Annotated in this window: 12 protein-coding genes; 5 read left to right on the top strand and 7 right to left on the bottom strand. The window is 59.0% G+C overall.

Translation table 11 applies throughout. The features are described 5' to 3' along the window. Positions 1-2 precede the first annotated feature (2 nt). Both EL257_RS22095 and EL257_RS22090 read right to left on the bottom strand, forming a co-directional pair. Positions 3-3104 (bottom strand): multidrug efflux RND transporter permease subunit, encoded by a 3102-nt coding sequence (locus EL257_RS22095; protein ID WP_126366201.1) that lies wholly within the window; start codon positions 3102-3104, stop codon positions 3-5. After that, entirely contained in the window at positions 3101-4261 is a 1161-nt protein-coding gene (locus EL257_RS22090; RefSeq protein ID WP_126366199.1) for an efflux RND transporter periplasmic adaptor subunit, read from the bottom strand. Before EL257_RS22090 ends, EL257_RS22095 begins: the two co-directional genes overlap by 4 nt. A gap of 817 nt (positions 4262-5078) precedes the next feature. Here EL257_RS22090 and EL257_RS22085 point away from each other — a divergent pair. Both EL257_RS22085 and EL257_RS22080 read left to right on the top strand, forming a co-directional pair. Continuing rightward, positions 5079-5318, top strand: coding sequence for a hypothetical protein (locus tag EL257_RS22085; protein WP_008083852.1), 240 nt, complete (start codon positions 5079-5081; stop codon positions 5316-5318). A 128-nt stretch (positions 5319-5446) separates the two neighbouring features. Next, complete coding sequence (locus tag EL257_RS22080) at positions 5447-6598, top strand: transporter substrate-binding domain-containing protein (RefSeq protein ID WP_126368227.1); 1152 nt, start codon at positions 5447-5449, stop codon at positions 6596-6598. A 93-nt stretch (positions 6599-6691) separates the two neighbouring features. Here EL257_RS22080 and EL257_RS22075 read toward each other — a convergent pair whose 3' ends face one another. The 5 genes from EL257_RS22075 to norR all read right to left on the bottom strand — a co-directional run bounded on the left by EL257_RS22075 (position 6692) and on the right by norR (position 11386). Then, complete coding sequence (locus EL257_RS22075) at positions 6692-7441, bottom strand: YkgJ family cysteine cluster protein (RefSeq protein WP_126366197.1); 750 nt, start codon at positions 7439-7441, stop codon at positions 6692-6694. 83 nt (positions 7442-7524) lie between these two features. Then, the gene (locus EL257_RS22070; protein WP_126366195.1) at positions 7525-7851 is read right to left on the bottom strand and encodes a hypothetical protein; all 327 of its coding nucleotides are present in this window, start codon (positions 7849-7851) and stop codon (positions 7525-7527) included. 153 nt (positions 7852-8004) lie between these two features. Next, positions 8005-8466 carry a GNAT family N-acetyltransferase gene (locus EL257_RS22065; RefSeq protein ID WP_126366193.1) on the bottom strand — a complete coding sequence of 154 codons (462 nt, stop codon included), beginning with the start codon at positions 8464-8466 and terminating at the stop codon, positions 8005-8007. A gap of 27 nt (positions 8467-8493) precedes the next feature. After that, entirely contained in the window at positions 8494-9396 is a 903-nt protein-coding gene (locus tag EL257_RS22060; RefSeq protein ID WP_126366190.1) for a chemotaxis protein CheV, read from the bottom strand. A 427-nt stretch (positions 9397-9823) separates the two neighbouring features. After that, complete coding sequence (gene norR, locus EL257_RS22055) at positions 9824-11386, bottom strand: nitric oxide reductase transcriptional regulator NorR (RefSeq protein WP_126366188.1); 1563 nt, start codon at positions 11384-11386, stop codon at positions 9824-9826. Between the two features lie 166 nt (positions 11387-11552). Here norR and hmpA point away from each other — a divergent pair, with 166 nt between their 5' ends. The 3 genes from hmpA (at position 11553) to cyoA (ending at position 15263) form a co-directional block, all read left to right on the top strand. Continuing rightward, the gene (gene hmpA / locus EL257_RS22050) at positions 11553-12734 is read left to right on the top strand and encodes an NO-inducible flavohemoprotein (RefSeq protein WP_126366186.1); all 1182 of its coding nucleotides are present in this window, start codon (positions 11553-11555) and stop codon (positions 12732-12734) included. A gap of 239 nt (positions 12735-12973) precedes the next feature. Beyond that, on the top strand, positions 12974-13483 hold the full coding sequence (locus EL257_RS22045; protein WP_126366184.1) for a disulfide bond formation protein B: 510 nt from the start codon (positions 12974-12976) through the stop codon (positions 13481-13483). A gap of 838 nt (positions 13484-14321) precedes the next feature. After that, the gene (gene cyoA, locus EL257_RS22035) at positions 14322-15263 is read left to right on the top strand and encodes a ubiquinol oxidase subunit II (protein WP_126366182.1); all 942 of its coding nucleotides are present in this window, start codon (positions 14322-14324) and stop codon (positions 15261-15263) included. The last annotated feature ends 2 nt before the right edge of the window (positions 15264-15265 follow it).

Genomic DNA, 15265 nt, shown 5'->3' with positions numbered 1-15265 from the left:
CCTCAGTCTGTGGTCGCCAAAGCCGCTTCGGGCATCGGTTTGGGCCTGTGAAACAACCGCTCAAGCCATAAGTATATGACCGGCGTGGTGAACAGCGTCAGCATCTGGCTGACCAGCAAACCGCCGACAACTGCGATCCCCAGCGGCTGGCGCAACTCGGCGCCGGTGCCGTAGCCGAGCATCAGCGGCAGCGCGCCGAGGAGGGCGGCGAGGGTGGTCATGATGATCGGCCGGAACCGCGTGATGCACGCTTGGAAAATCGCCTCCTGCGGCGACAGGCCTCGCTGGCGCTGCGCTTCCAAGGCGAAGTCGATCATCAGAATGCCGTTCTTTTTGACGATGCCGATCAGCAGCACCAGCCCGATCAGCGCCATGATCGAAAAGTCCTGTCCGCAGATCCACAGCATGATCACCGCACCGAGCCCCGCCGCTGGCAGCGTCGAAATGATCGTCAGCGGATGCACGAAGCTTTCATAAAGCACGCCGAGAATGATGTAAACGGCCACCAGCGCCGCAAGAATCAGCCATGGCTGACTGGCCAGCGAACTCTGAAACGCTTGCGCCGCGCCCTGGAAATTGCCGCTGATTGCGCTAGGCATGCCGATCTCGGCCTTGGCCTGATTGAGCAGGATGACCGCGTCGCCCAATGCCACGCCGGGCGCCAGATTGAATGACAGGTTGGCCGCGGGGAACATGCCGTCGTGGGCAATCGACAGTGGGCCGATGGTCGGCGCATCGAATCGGGCCAGCGCCGACAGCGGCACCATCTCGCCACTCAGCGGCGAGCGCAGGTAGAAATAGTTAAGGCTCTCGGCTTTGCCGCGCTGCTTGGTGTCCAGCTCGAGGATCACGTTGTACTGATTCACCTGGGTCTGGAATTCATTGATCTGCCGCTGGCCAAAAGCGTCGTAAAGCGCTTCGTCGACATCGCTGGCGGTCAGGCCGAAACGGGCCGCTGCGCTGCGGTCGATGCTGATGTGGGTGATGCTGCCACCCAGTTGCAGGTCATTGGAAATGTCGCGAAACGCCGGATTGCCGCGCAGTTTTTCGGTCAGGCGTTGCGTCCAGGTCGCCAGGGTCGCACCGTCGTTGCTCTTGAGCACGTATTGATATTGCGCGCGACTCGGCCCGGAACTGAGGTTGATGTCCTGACCGGCGCGCAAGTACAGCACGATGCCCGGAACCTTCATCAGTTGTGGACGTATGCGGTCAATGAACTGGCTGGCTGAAACATCCCGATCACCGCGTTTTTTCAGTGCGATCCAAAAACGTCCGTTGGCGATGGTCTGGTTGCTGCCGGACACTCCGACTGAATGGGAAAACGCCTGCACCGCTGGATCGGCGGCAACGATTTCGGCCATCGCCAGGTGCTTTTTCACCATGTCGCCGTAGGAAATATCCGCAGCGGCTTCGGTGGTGCCGAGGACAAATCCGGTGTCCTGCACCGGAAAGAAACCTTTTGGGATGAAAATGTATCCGGCAACCGCCAGCGCCAATGACAAACCGAACACGCCAATCATCAGCTTCTGATGATCAAGGGCGCGGCGCAGACCTTTTTCGTACCAGCCCAGCAAACGTTCGCTGAAACCCGGTTTGGCGTGGGCGTGATGTTCCGGTTTGCGCATGAACAGGGCGGCGAGGGTCGGCGCCAGCGTCAGCGACACCACCACGGAAATCATGATGGTCGAGGTCGCGGTCAGGGCGAACTCCTTGAACAACCGCCCGACCACACCGCCCATGAACAGCAGCGGAATGAATGCGGCCACCAGCGAAAAACTGATCGACACCACGGTGAAACCGATCTCGCCGGCACCTTTGATCGCCGCTTCGCGCTGGTCATCGCCGGCCTCGAGATGACGGTGGATGTTCTCCACCACCACGATCGCATCGTCGACGACGAAGCCGACGGCCACCACGATCGCCACCAGCGTCAGGTTGTTCAGGCTGAAGCCGAGGATGTACATCAGCGCAAAACTGGCAATCAGCGAAACACCGAGCACCGCCGAAACAATCAGCGTCGCCGACAACTGACGCAGGAACAGCGCCATTACCGCGACCACCAGCAGAATCGCGATCAGCAGCGTGATTTCGACTTCATGCAACGAGGCGCGAATGGTCTGGGTGCGGTCGATCAGGGTTTTCACCTGCACCGAGGCCGGCAGCATGGCTTCAAGGCCGGGCAGGGCGGCTTGAATACGGTCGACGGTTTCAACGATATTCGCGCCGGGCTGACGCGATATCACCAGGTTGACCCCCGGTCGGTCACCGCCCCACGCCTGCACGTAGGCATCTTCCGCACCGTTGACGACTTTGGCGACGTCGCGCAGGTGAACCGGGGCGCCATCCTTGTAGGAAACGATGAGCTGGCTGTAATCCTCCGGAAGGAACAGCTGGTCATTGGTCGACAACGTCGAGATGCTCGATTCGCCGTACAGCGCACCTTTGGCCAGGTTGAGGCTGGTCTGTTGAATGGCGAGACGAATATCAGCGAGGGTCAGGCCAATCGCCGCAAGTTTGTCGGCCGAGGCCTGCACACGGATTGCCGGACGTTGCTGACCGGTGATGTTGATTTGTCCTACGCCGTCGATCTGACTGATTTGCCGCGACAGCAGGGTTTCCACCAGATCGCTGAGTTCGGTGCCGGGCATTTGCGTCGAGCTGACACTGAGGATCAGCACCGGGCTGTCGGCCGGGTTGACCTTCTTCCAGGTCGGCAGCGTCGGCATGTCCTTGGGCAGCTTGCCGGCAGCGGTGTTGATCGCTGCCTGCACTTCCTGGGCAGCGGTGTCGATGCTTTTATCTAGGGTGAATTGCAGGGTCAGCAGGGTGGAGCCCAGCGCACTGCTGGAGGTCATTTGGGTCATGCCGGGGATGGCGCTGAATTGCACCTCCAGCGGCGTTGCCACGGACGATGCCATGGTGTCGGGGCTGGCGCCGGGTAACTGCGCCGAGACCTGAATCGTAGGAAATTCCGCCTCCGGCAGTGGGGCGATCGGCAAGCGCGGGAAGGCAATTGCCCCGACCAATACCAATGCAATCGTCAGCAAGATCGTCGCCACCGGGTGATCGATGCACCACGTCGAGACGCCTTTGTGCGCCTTCATGGTTTCGGCTCCGCTTGCACCACCTGCGCCGGCTCCGTCATGACTTGCACGGTTGAACCGGGCTTGAGCCGCGACTGGCCGTCAGTCACCAGCACATCACCGGCCTTCACGCCTTTGATGATGTCCTGGCCGCTGCCCTGAAAAATCATCTGCACTTGCACCGCTTCAACCTTGTCGCCATTCACCCGATAGACGAAGTGTTGGTCAAGGCCGCGCTGTACGACGGTAGGCGGGACGACCAGCGCATCTTTGTCGAGGGCCGTCTGAATTTTTACCGTGACCAGCAGGCCGGGCCAGAGCTTCTGGCTGGCGTTGTCGAATTCGGCCTTGGCGCGGATGGTGCCGGTGTTGGCGTTGATCTGATTATCGATCAGGGTCAGATGACCTTCGCCGAGCAGGTTGGCGTTTTCGCCATCGCTGTCGGCGCCGATGTAAGCCTTGACGGGCGCGCGTTGTGGGTCGCTGACCAAGCTTTGCAGGGTCGGCAGCATATGCTGCGGGAGGGAGAATTCAACGGCAATCGGGTCGATCTGGGTGACGGTGAACAGGCCGGCGGTGTCGGTCATGCGCAGGAAGTTGCCTTCATCGACTGTACGAATGCCGACGCGGCCGGTGACCGGCGAGCGAATCTGCGTGTAGGACAGTTGCACCTGTGCTGCATCAATCGAGGCTTGGTTGCCTTGGGCGGTGGCTTTCAGTTGATTGACCAGGGCTTGTTGCTGGTCGTAGGTCTGTTTCGAAACGCCGTCGTCGACGCTGAGCAATTTATAGCGCTTGAGATTGACCAAAGCGACTTGCAGTTGAGCCTGGCTTTCACCCAATTGGGCGCGGGCCTGGTCGAGGCTGGCGCGGATGGAGCGGTCGTCGATGGTGGCCAGCAGGTCTCCGGCTTTGACCAGTTGGCCTTCTTTGACGAGGATTTTGGTGAGGATGCCGTCTATTTGTGGGCGCACTACGACGCTGTGTAATGACAGTACAGAGCCGATGCCGCTGGTGTAGCGGGGGACGTCTTTTTCGCTGACCGCGATCACTCGCACGGGGATGGCGGTGGGAGTGGCGAGTTTGGTTGGGGCGGGTTTCACGGCGTACCACAGACCTGCGCCTGCGAGGACGATCAATAGGGTGGCGAGCAGGGCTTTGTTCTTTTGGATTCGCATGCGGGGTGGGCGCCGGAGTTTGGAGTTTGGGCAGGTTGGCTAGTTATAAACTTGTTTCGGGGTCGGGAGGGTGACGGCTGGCTGTCAGCGCTGTCAGTTTTCTCTGTGTGTATATCCGTTGCTGCGGGTGTGGCTGATTACGGTTCCGCCCTTACGGCGGGTCACTTTTGACAAACGCCTCAAAAGTAACCAAAAAGGCTTGCTCCTACGTTCGGCCCGCTCGCCGGGGCTCGGGGTTCCTTCGCTGCGGGATCGATCCGGGGGGCAGCGCCTCCGGTTTGCTTCGCTGCACCTCCTCTCGCTGTGTTCGGCTGCGCCAAACGGTCGCTGCGCTCCCACCCCCGGATCAATCCCTCCACTCAGCCTTCCGAAGTCGCCCGTGGATCAAGATCAAGATCAAGAGCGGTACTCGAGCTTGCGCTCATTGTTTTGAGTGGGGCGGCTGCGCCGCGGGCTTTGTGTAGGAGCTGCCGAAGGCTCGGGCCGCGATCGGACGATCTTTTGATCTTGATTTTGTGGGAGCTGGCTTGCCAGCGATGGCGGCCTGACAGCCGACCAAGGTCTTGCAGATTGCATACGATCCAACTATAGGAGTGAGCCTGCTCGCGAAGGCGTTGATTGGGCAGCACATCTCTACCGGTCAGTGTTGTTAAACAGTCCCAAAAAGGGGTCGGTCGTTCCCAGAAAAGGATTTACTGCTCTGCAAGCCGTTCGGCGTGCGCTGCAAATCTTCAGGTGCCGAGCCATGGCGCACAGGTATACTGCGCGCCTTCGCGGCTCACTGATCGGGCCCGACTTTTTGCTTTCCGGAGCTTTTATGACTTCCCCGACCCTGCCGCCGGTTGACGACGCTGTGAGCGATGTCTCGGCTGAACTGGCCGATACCAGCGACACCAAAGCCGAAATCCCGGCGTTCAAGTTTCCCTTCAAACCGGGCGAGCTTGCTTCGGCCAAAGGCTCGAACCAGCCGTGGTACAAGAACGGCGCCAAGAACGGCCACACGAAGACCCCGGGCATGGCGCCGCCGGGCACGCGCCGTTCGATGGGCAAGCGCTGATCTGTTTTGAAGTGATTCACCAAGAAGCAGATTATTCCCACAGAGACAGCTGATTCGTCCTCTGGGAAACCAGGTGACCTTTCGTCAAAGATTCATGCCCCATGAACGCTTTGATGAAGGTCGCTTCCATGTCTCTGGCAAAAATCCTGTCTGCCTTGTCGTTGCTGGCCCTGACCACCGGTTGTGTGTCGTCAGTGGTTGAGCCGACGCTGCGGTTTGGCGTCGAACCTCTCGTACCGCCCTTTGAAAGTCGCAACGATAAAGGCGAACTGGTCGGTCTCAACATCGAGCTGGGCAATGCGCTGTGCGCTGAGCTGCAAAAACGTTGCGTGTGGGTCGATCAGGATTACGCGACCAACGTCGAGGCGCTTGAGGCCAGGCGTTTCGATGTGATCATGCCGATGACGGCCACCCCGGCACGCCGCGAACGCATCGATTTCACCGACAATCTCTACCCGTTGAGCAGTCAGTTGGTGGCGCGCAAAGGGACAAACCTGCAGCCCGATGCACAGTCCCTCAAAGGCAAACGCATCGGCGTATTGGCCGGCACCAGTCGCGAGGCGTTCGCCAAGGCGCGGTGGGCGAAATCGGGTGTGATGATTCGCAGCTTCCAGTTCAACGATCAACTGATTGCCGCCCTGCAAAGCGGTGAAATCGATGCGACCCTGCAGGACTCCATCGAAATCACTTACGCCTTGTTGAGCCAGCCTCAGGGTGGGGCGTTCGGTTTTGCTGGTCCGGCGCTCAAGGACCCGATGCTGGGCACGGGCGTGGCCATGGCGCTGCGCAAAACCGACAGCAAGCTGCGCGATGAGCTCAATGCGGCCCTTGGACGTTTGAGGCAGCGTGGCGAGTATCAGACGATCACCGAGCGCTATCTGCCGCGCGCCATCAATGATCCTCTGCACTACCAAGCCAGTGCGGAAGATTTGCCGTTTTCCGATTCGGTAAGAGTCGGCGATACGATTTATTTGTCGGGTGTCCTGGGGCTTGAGGCCAACGGCGAGCTGGTCAAAGGCGGGATCCGTCCGCAAATGGTGCAGGTGATGGAGAATCTGCGCAGCGCGCTGGACCGTAGTGGTTCGTCTCTCTCTCATGTCGCCAAGTGCACCGTGATCCTCACCGACGTCAAGGATTTCGCCGGCATGAATGCGGAGTATCGCCGCTATTTCCCGACCGACCGCTTACCCGCCCGCACGACGTTCGCTGGCAAGCAATTGGTGGTGCCGGGAGCCAAGGTAGAGCTTGAGTGCCTGGCGGTGGCTGCCGCTCGGGATTAATGCTGTCAGTGCCGCGCCCACAGTTGAAATACGATTCCCTGTGGGAGCGAGCCTGTTCGCGAAAGGGCCTTCAGTCGCTCCGAGAGTTTTCGATCAAGCCGCGCGCAGCGGGATAAACGCATACGTCTGCGCCGGCTCGGTTACCACCAGAGCCCCGGCTGCCGACACTTGTTCGGCAACATCATCCCCGGATACATGAAACAGCCACTCACTCGGTGCAGTCGCTAACGGTTGAGCGGTCACCTGATCAATCGCCGTAGCAAACGCATTCATGTTCGGCAGATACGCCGTGAACCCATCACCCTTGAGCGCCGTGGTTCTAATCCCGAGCATTGCGCAAATGGTGTCCTTGATGCCGATTTCATACCGATCTGCCTGCCGCGAACGCTGGATCAATTCAATCAGTTCCTGATCAACCAGCTCACCACCGGCAATCAGCAGCGGCCCCTGTTCCCATGATTCCGGCGGGCAGTCCTTGGCCGCTGGATTGAGCGGGATATGCGGATTGATTTCTGCCGGATAAATCCTGCACACCAGCGGGCGGCGTTCATAGATTCGGCACAGCTTGTCTTCGTCAAGATTCCGGCAAGGGCCGACGTTATAAGCCGCGAAGGTGATCGCCACGTGGGCATCGGTGTCGCCGCTGCGTATCACTGCCGAACGCCGTTCGGCATGTTCCCGCTGCTGCGTCGGCAGGCCCAGACCATTGCTGAGAAAAGCTTCGACCAGCACGATCACCTGTCCGCCATCCGCCGCCCACATGCTGGCCTCGGCCAAGGTCAGCGGCACGTGATGGTCGGTGCAGCATTTGCCGCAGCCCACGCAGGAAAACGTCGTATTCATTGAGCGATCTTTCTTCAACCGGGGTGTGAAACGGTGGCGGAAAACCACCGCACAAGCCTGGATCAAAGCAAGTTATGCGCCACTCACTGGGATTTGGCGGTCGGGCGGATCGAGTCCCATTCGGTGACGAAGGCGGTTTTCGATTGTTTGTTGTACAGACACAGCTCGCTGCCCTGCTGGCCTTTCATGTGTTTTTGCGGATATTGACCTTGCAGCAACACGGCGGTGTAACCAACGCGATCATCGAATTGCGCCGGTGTGCCGACCGGTTTGGGGTTTTTCAGGCCGCTGGCTTTGGTGCAGCTGGCGAGTACGCTTTTGTCATAAGCGGCCCAGGCGTCGGGGCTGGAGGCATGGGCCTGGGAGGCGAGGACGGTGAGGCAGAGCAAACTGATCGTCAGGGCTTTCATGGTCAGGCATCCTTGGGTGGGAGTGGCCAAGGTTGGAGTCTGTCGTTAGATTTTGGTTGCCTGGACCATTGTTGAAAGATCGCAGCCTTCGGCAGCTCCTACATGGAAATACGATCACCTGTAGGAGCTGCCGAAGGCTGCGATCTTTTGATCTTACAGATCCGGCACCAATTCCCGACGCACTACGTACATCCCGGCACTTTCATACAAGCGCTGCGCGCGCTGGTTGTCCTCCAGCACTTTCAGGTCGACAAACCCTTCGCGCCGTTGCTGGAAAACCTTGAAGACCTGCAGCAGCAACGCCCTGCCCAAGCCGCGACCGCGCCTCCGTGGGTGCACCACCAGATTCTTGATATATGAACTCGTCCAGCACTGCGCCACGCCCACCACGCCCTCGGCATCGTGGGCGATGAAACACAGCGTCGGGTCGTATTCGGGATCGCTTTCGAACCGCAGCTGCCAGTCTTTGAATGACGGCACGCGACCGCCACTGTCAAGCTGTCCCAGCTGCATCAACCGATGCACCGCTGGCGCCAGTTCGACGCAATAAGTGCTGAGTTCAATGCCATCAGGCAAGTGACTATCCGGCACTTTCTCAGCGAGATCGCGCCGCATCAAAAAACAGTACGTCTCGCCCAAGACTCAGTGCCCGTTGGCAGCGACGTGCTTGGCCGCTTCGATCAAACGCTGGGTCAGCTCCGGCGAAGAGAATTTGGTCAGCACTGCGTTGGCGCCGGCCAGTCGCGCTTTTTCGCTGTTCATCGCGCTATCGAGCGAGGTGTGCAGCAACACGTAGAGGTGAGCGAAATCCGGCGTCTCGCGCAGGGTACGGGTGAAAGCGTAGCCATCCATCTCGGACATTTCGATGTCGGAGACGATCAGGTTGATCTGCTGCGCGGTGCCTTGCAGGTCGAGCAGGCAATCGATGGCTTCTTTGGCGCTGCGTGCGGTGTGGCATTGCAGGCCGAGGTTGCGCAGCGTGTGCACCGATTGCTGCAGCGCCACCTGGCTGTCGTCGACCACGAGGATCCGCGCATTGCCGAGGACTTCGGCGTCTTCCATGGTCAGATCGGTCGGGGCCATTTCAATCTGCGCCGGCGCGATGCTGTGGATAACTTTTTCGATATCCAGCACTTGCACCAGCGTACCGTCGACCGAGGTCACGCCGGTGATGTAAGCGCGCGAGCCACCGGAACCGAAGGGGGGCGGTTTGATGTCGGTGGTCAGGCAATGGACGATCTTGCTCACCGCCTGGACGTGCAGGCCCTGCTTGGAACGGCTGACATCGGTGACGATCAGGCAGCCGCCATTCGGGTCTTCCAATGGCCGCTCGCCGATCGCACGGCTGAGGTCGATGACCGACAGCGAGGCGCCGCGAAGCGTGGCGATGCCTTTAACGTGCGGGTGCGACTCTGGGAGTTTGGTCAGCGGCGGGCAGGGAATGATTTCACTGACTTTCAGCAGGTTGATCGCCATCAGCTTGCCGCTGCGCAAGGTAAACAGAAGAAGCGAAAGTGAATCTGCGCGGGCTTTGGTGGAGGACATATTAACCTTCTGTGGAAAACGGTGATGGGCGCCAGTGGAGATCGCCAGAAACCATTGATGCCGGGTTATCGGCGTGAATGGGGCGGGCTTTAGTCTGTCGTCGCAGATCAAAAAACCCTCACCCCAGCCCTCTCCCGGAGGGAGAGGGAGCCGACCGAGGTGTCTGGCGTTGTGCATTGGCCTGAATGACCGAGTCGATTGTGGATTCAAAAAGGATCTTCACGTTGGCGCAGTTCTTCAATATCCTCCAATCAGTTCCCTCTCCCTCTGGGAGAGGGAGCCGACCGAGGTGTCTGGCGTTGTACATCGGCCTGAATGACCGAGTCGATTGTGGATTCAAAAAGGATCTTCACGTTGGCGCAATTCTTCAATATCCCCCAATCAGTTCCCTCTCCCTCTGGGAGAGGGCTAGGGTGAGGGTGTGCTTTTAGCTCTTCATGCCTAGTCGTTTGGCCATCCGCCCAAGGTTCGCCCGATCCACCCCCAGCTCACGCGCCGCACTGGCCCAGTTATCCTGATGACGCTCCAGCGCTGCACTGATCAAGCGGCGCTGAAACTCATCAGTGGCACTGCGCAGATCTCCGCTGATCGTCGGCATCACACTAACCAAATCCGCATCGGCAGGCGCGACCATGTTATCCACAACCTCACGCGGCAAATCCAGATCCGCCGCGCTCAAACTCAGAATCTTCGGCCTGACCTTGCAATTGCCCAACGCTTTCAGCGCGCTGCGCCCGATCAAATGCTCCAGCTCACGCACATTCCCCGGCCACGTGTAGGCCAGCAGTGCTTCCTGGGCGTCGCCGTTCAAGCGCAGGCTGTTGAGGCCCATGCGCGAGCGGTTTTGCTCGAGGAAGAAACCGCTGAGCAACAACACGTCACGTCCGCGATCACGCAGCGCTGGCACCCGCAGCGGGTAGACGCTGAGACGGTGATAGAAGTCGGCGCGATAGCGACCGCTACGGACTTCCTCGGCCAGATCGCGATTGGTTGCAGCAATCAAACGCACATCGACCTGATGCTCCTTGTCCGAACCCAAGCGCTGCAGTTGGCCGCTTTGCAGTACGCGTAGCAACTTGGCCTGCACGGTCAACGACAATTCGCCCACCTCGTCGAGAAACAATGTGCCGCCATTGGCCAGCTCGAACTTGCCGCGGCGGTCGCTGGTGGCGCCGGTGAAGGCACCGCGAACGTGGCCGAACAGTTCGCTTTCCACCAGCGTGTCGGGGAGGGCGGCGCAGTTGAGGCTGATGATGGGTTTGTCGGCGCGCGGCGAGGCCGCGTGAATGGCCTGGGCCACCAATTCTTTGCCGACGCCGGTTTCGCCGGTGATCAGCACGGTCAAGTCGCTGCCGCCGACCAGATTGATTTCTTCCACCAGACGTTTATGGGTTTTGCTCTGGCCAATCATTTCGCGGTGCTGCTGGCCGCTGGCCTGACGGTAGACCTCGGCGCGTTGATGCTCGTCTTCGGCACGCAAGGCCAGACGCTCGATGCGTTCAGCAGCATTGACGGTTGCGGCGGCGAGGCTGGCGAAAGCTTGCAGGGCATCCAGTTCGATAGGCTCGAAGCGTTCAGGGTCGAGGGCGTCGAGGGTGATCAGGCCCCAGAGTTGTTCATCGACAAATAAAGGACAGCCGAGGCAGTCGTGGACTTCAAGATGATCATCGAGCCCGTCGACCAATCCGTCATAAGGGTCAGGCAGCTCGCTGTCGGCGGCAAACCGCGTCGGTCCTTTGCCCGCCAGCAGAATCTCGAAACGCGGATGGTCGCTGACTTTGAAACGCCGCCCGAGGGTATCGGTACTCAAACCGTCCACCGCCAACGGCACCAGCGATTCACCATCGAGCCGTAGCAGCGCAGCCGCGTCACACGGCAGCAACGCGCGCATCGCTTCAAGCAGCCGCCGGTAACGCTCGCCCTCGGGCAATTCACGAGAAAGATCGGCAACTAACGGCAACAGCGCGGTAAGCAAGGATTTGGCGGTCATGGGTATCTGTAGTCAAAGAGACAAAATGTAGTCGCGATGACTATAAGTTGCTTTGAGTCGATATGACTACGTTATTTTCAAGCTACTGATTTATATGGAAAAAAATGTTGGCACGGAACCTGATATGGCTAAGGCAACTTTTCCATAAAGCTCAGGAGTCATTCTTATGCTTAGCATCCAGGATCGTGCCATCGTCAAATCCACCGTCCCATTGCTCGAGAGCGGCGGCGAAGCGCTGATCACGCATTTCTACCGCATGATGCTCGCTGAATACCCGCAAGTGCGCCCGCTGTTCAATCAGGCGCACCAGGCCAGCGGCGATCAACCGCGTGCACTGGCCAACGGCGTATTAATGTACGCGCGGCATATCGATCAGCTCGATCAGTTGGGCGATCTGGTGGCAAAGATCATCAACAAGCACGTCGCGCTGCAGATTTTGCCGGAGCATTACCCGATCGTCGGCGCATGCCTGATGCGCGCCATCTCCGAAGTGCTTGGCGAAGAGATCGCCACGCCAGAAGTCATGAGCGCTTGGGGCGCGGCGTACGGTCAATTGGCCGACATCCTGATCGGTGCGGAAACCGCGATCTACGATGAGAAAGAGCAAGCCGTCGGCGGCTGGCGTGGCGCGCGAGAGTTCATCGTCGCGGCGAAAGTGCAAGAAAGTGCGGAAATTACCTCGTTCTACTTTGAGCCAGCGGACAAAGGCCCGATTCTCGCGGCCGAACCGGGTCAGTACATCGGCATGAAGCTGATGCTCGATGGCGAAGAGATCCGGCGCAACTATTCACTGTCGGCGCTGGCCAATAACGGTCAATACCGCATCAGCGTCAAGCGTGAGCCGAATGGTCGCGCATCCAACCATCTGCATGATGAGTTGCATGTCGGCTCGAGCATTCAACTGTTTCCGCCATCCGGCGAATTCACCCTGGCGACCAGCGACAAACCCTTGGTGTTGATCAGTGGCGGCGTTGGCATCACGCCGACTTTGGCGATGCTGGAAGCCGCGCTGGCAACTGAGCGTCCGGTGCACTTTATCCACTGCGCGCGCAACGGCGGCGTCCACGCGTTCCGCGATTGGGTCGACGGGTTGGCGGCGCGTCATCCGCAGCTCAAGCGCTTCTATTGCTACGCCGAAGACGATGGCGTTAGCCCGGCGGCGGACAAGGTCGGCATGCTCAGCGAAGAATTGCTCGGCGAATGGCTGCCAGCGCAACGTGATGTGGATGCGTACTTCCTCGGGCCAAAAGGATTCATGAGTGCGATCAAGCGCCACCTGAAAGCGCTGGGTGTGCCAGAGAAGCAGAGCCGTTACGAGTTTTTCGGGCCGGCTTCGGCTTTGGAATGATCCCGAACCGAGTTGTCTGCATCGCTAGCAGGGCTAGCTCCCACAGCGGCGGTTTGAACTCCGCAGATCCAGTGTGGAAGCTAGCCCTGCTAGCGATGGGGGCGACTCGGTTCAGTTGTGGGAAACGTCCCGGCTACTTAATGGTTCCTTAACCACTCTATCGTTTATTGCCCCGGTGTAGACTTGCGACAACTTTCAGCCGCCCGCCGGCTGGACCACGGACTTACAAAGGAAAGGCAATGAGCGAGGAAACGATGCGGTTGGGCCGTGAGCGGCGCTTTCTGGTGCTGCTGGGGATCATCTGTCTGGCGCTGATCGGTGGCGCGCTGTATATGCAGATCGTGCTGGGCGAAGCGCCGTGTCCGCTGTGCATTCTGCAGCGCTATGCGTTGTTGCTGATCGCAGTGTTCGCGTTCATTGGCGCCGCCATGCGCACCCGCCGCAGCATTAGCGTGTTCGAAACGCTGGTGGTGATCAGCGCGCTGGCCGGCGCCGCAGTGGCGGGGCATCACGTCTACACGCAGTTCTATCCGGCAGTGAGTTGCGGCGTTGATGTGCTGCAGCCGATTGTCGACGATCTGCCGCTGGCGAAGATCTTCCCGCTGGGCTTCCAGGTCGACGGTTTCTGCTCGACGCCGTACCCGCCGATCCTCGGCCTGTCGCTGGCTCAATGGGCGCTGGTGGCGTTTGTGCTGGTGGTGATTCTGGTGCCATTGCTGACCTCGCGTAATCGCAAGGCCCTGCGCTGAGTCAACTTTGCAGCGCACCTGCCGATACAACGAAACGCCCCGATTTTTCCGCGAGAAAACCGGGGCGTTTTGCCGCTCAGAGACTTTGTGAAAAGGCCGTGACGAACGGCAATGACGGGTGCGACAGATGTGCGACATGTTGTCACACACGGGGTGTCGCAGGACGTCGCAGGAGACCTGATCGGTCCCTTGTTACACAAAAAGATTGGTCTGTTTAAGGCGTTTTCGTTTATTGGGCCAACGTGCCGAATCAGGCACTTTTAACACGCTTTGGCAAATGGCCAGAGCCCTTGGAATATCGGGCCTTGCGCGGATCCGGGGGCTGGAAAAAACCTTCGGAGCTGTCTGAACTGACGCGAGTACACCCACGGTTTTTGGTGTTTTTGTTGCGAATTGATTTCGATAACATGCGGAACTTTTGCAAAAATGGCGATTGATTGTTGCTCGAACGGAGAAAAATTATTTCGGGATAAGACGTGGTGTATAGGGCGCTACCTATCTACAATCGCCCGCACTGAATTCCCGGCACTGTTCAGCCTTTATTAAGGAACGTTGATAAGCGGCTGCGCAGGAAGTCGGGTGTCGAGCAGGCCGTGAGGTCCGCAAGACACCCAGGTGTCGGTGCCTTCCACTTTCCGCACCAAATGGAATTGGTCTGTAACAAGGCCTTTGACCACGAATTCGAATAAGAACTTAACGCTGTCCCAGGTTTTGTCGAGCGTCTGACGCGCGACGGGCGGCCCTTATTCAATCCAAAGAAAATGCCAACCCTTGGCAGGGTGAAGTGTTGGCGATCAAAACCCAACTGCATTGCGCAAGCTGCTTTAGAGGTCGTGAGATGAGTAAAAACAGGTACCCCAGATTACTAGGCCTAGTGCCGCTGCTCGGCACGTTGTTGCTGGGAGGCTGCAACATGACCTTGCTCAATCCAACGGGCCAGGTTGGCCTGGAACAGCGAAACCTGATCATCACCGCGACCCTGCTGATGCTGTTGGTCGTTGTGCCGGTTATCGTCATGACTTTCCTGTTCGCCTGGAAATACCGCGCGTCGAACCAGAACGCCGTGTACACCCCGAAATGGTCGCACTCGACCAAAATCGAAGTGGCCGTCTGGACCATCCCGGTGCTGATCATTATTGCCCTGGGTTACATCACTTACATCTCGACGCATGAACTGGACCCGTATCGTCCGATTCAATCCGACGTCAAGCCAGTGACCATCGAAGTGGTCGCGCTGGACTGGAAGTGGCTGTTCATCTACCCGGAACAAGGCATTGCCACGGTCAACAAGATCGTGTTCCCGGCGCACACGCCAATCAACTTCAAGATCACCTCCGATGCCGTGATGAACTCGTTCTTCATCCCGGGCCTGGGCGGTCAGATCTACGCGATGGCGGGCATGCAGACCAAGCTGCACCTGATCGCCGACCGTAACGCTGAAATGGACGGTATCTCCGCCAACTACAGCGGCGCGGGTTTCACCGGTATGAAATTCAAGGCTATCTCCACCACTCAGGAAGATTTCGACGCCTGGGTAAGTGAAGTCAAGAAGTCACCTAAACAGCTTGATCAAGCTGAATACGCGGCCCTTGCCAAACCGAGCCAGAACAACCCAGTCGAGCTCTACTCGTCGGTCACGCCGAACCAGTTCCAGATCATCGTCGACAAGTACGAAGGTATGAAGCCGGGCAAGCCGCTGAAGCACGAGAAGAAAGAGAAAGAAGTGGCGGCCACGGATATTGACGCGGGTTCGCATTCAGCTGCCGGGGCAGAGGAGTAAAC

Origin of the sequence: Pseudomonas fluorescens (assembly GCF_900636825.1) — a bacterium.
Lineage (GTDB): Bacteria > Pseudomonadota > Gammaproteobacteria > Pseudomonadales > Pseudomonadaceae > Aquipseudomonas > Aquipseudomonas fluorescens_BG.
This window is presented reverse-complemented; position numbering and strand designations above follow the sequence as displayed.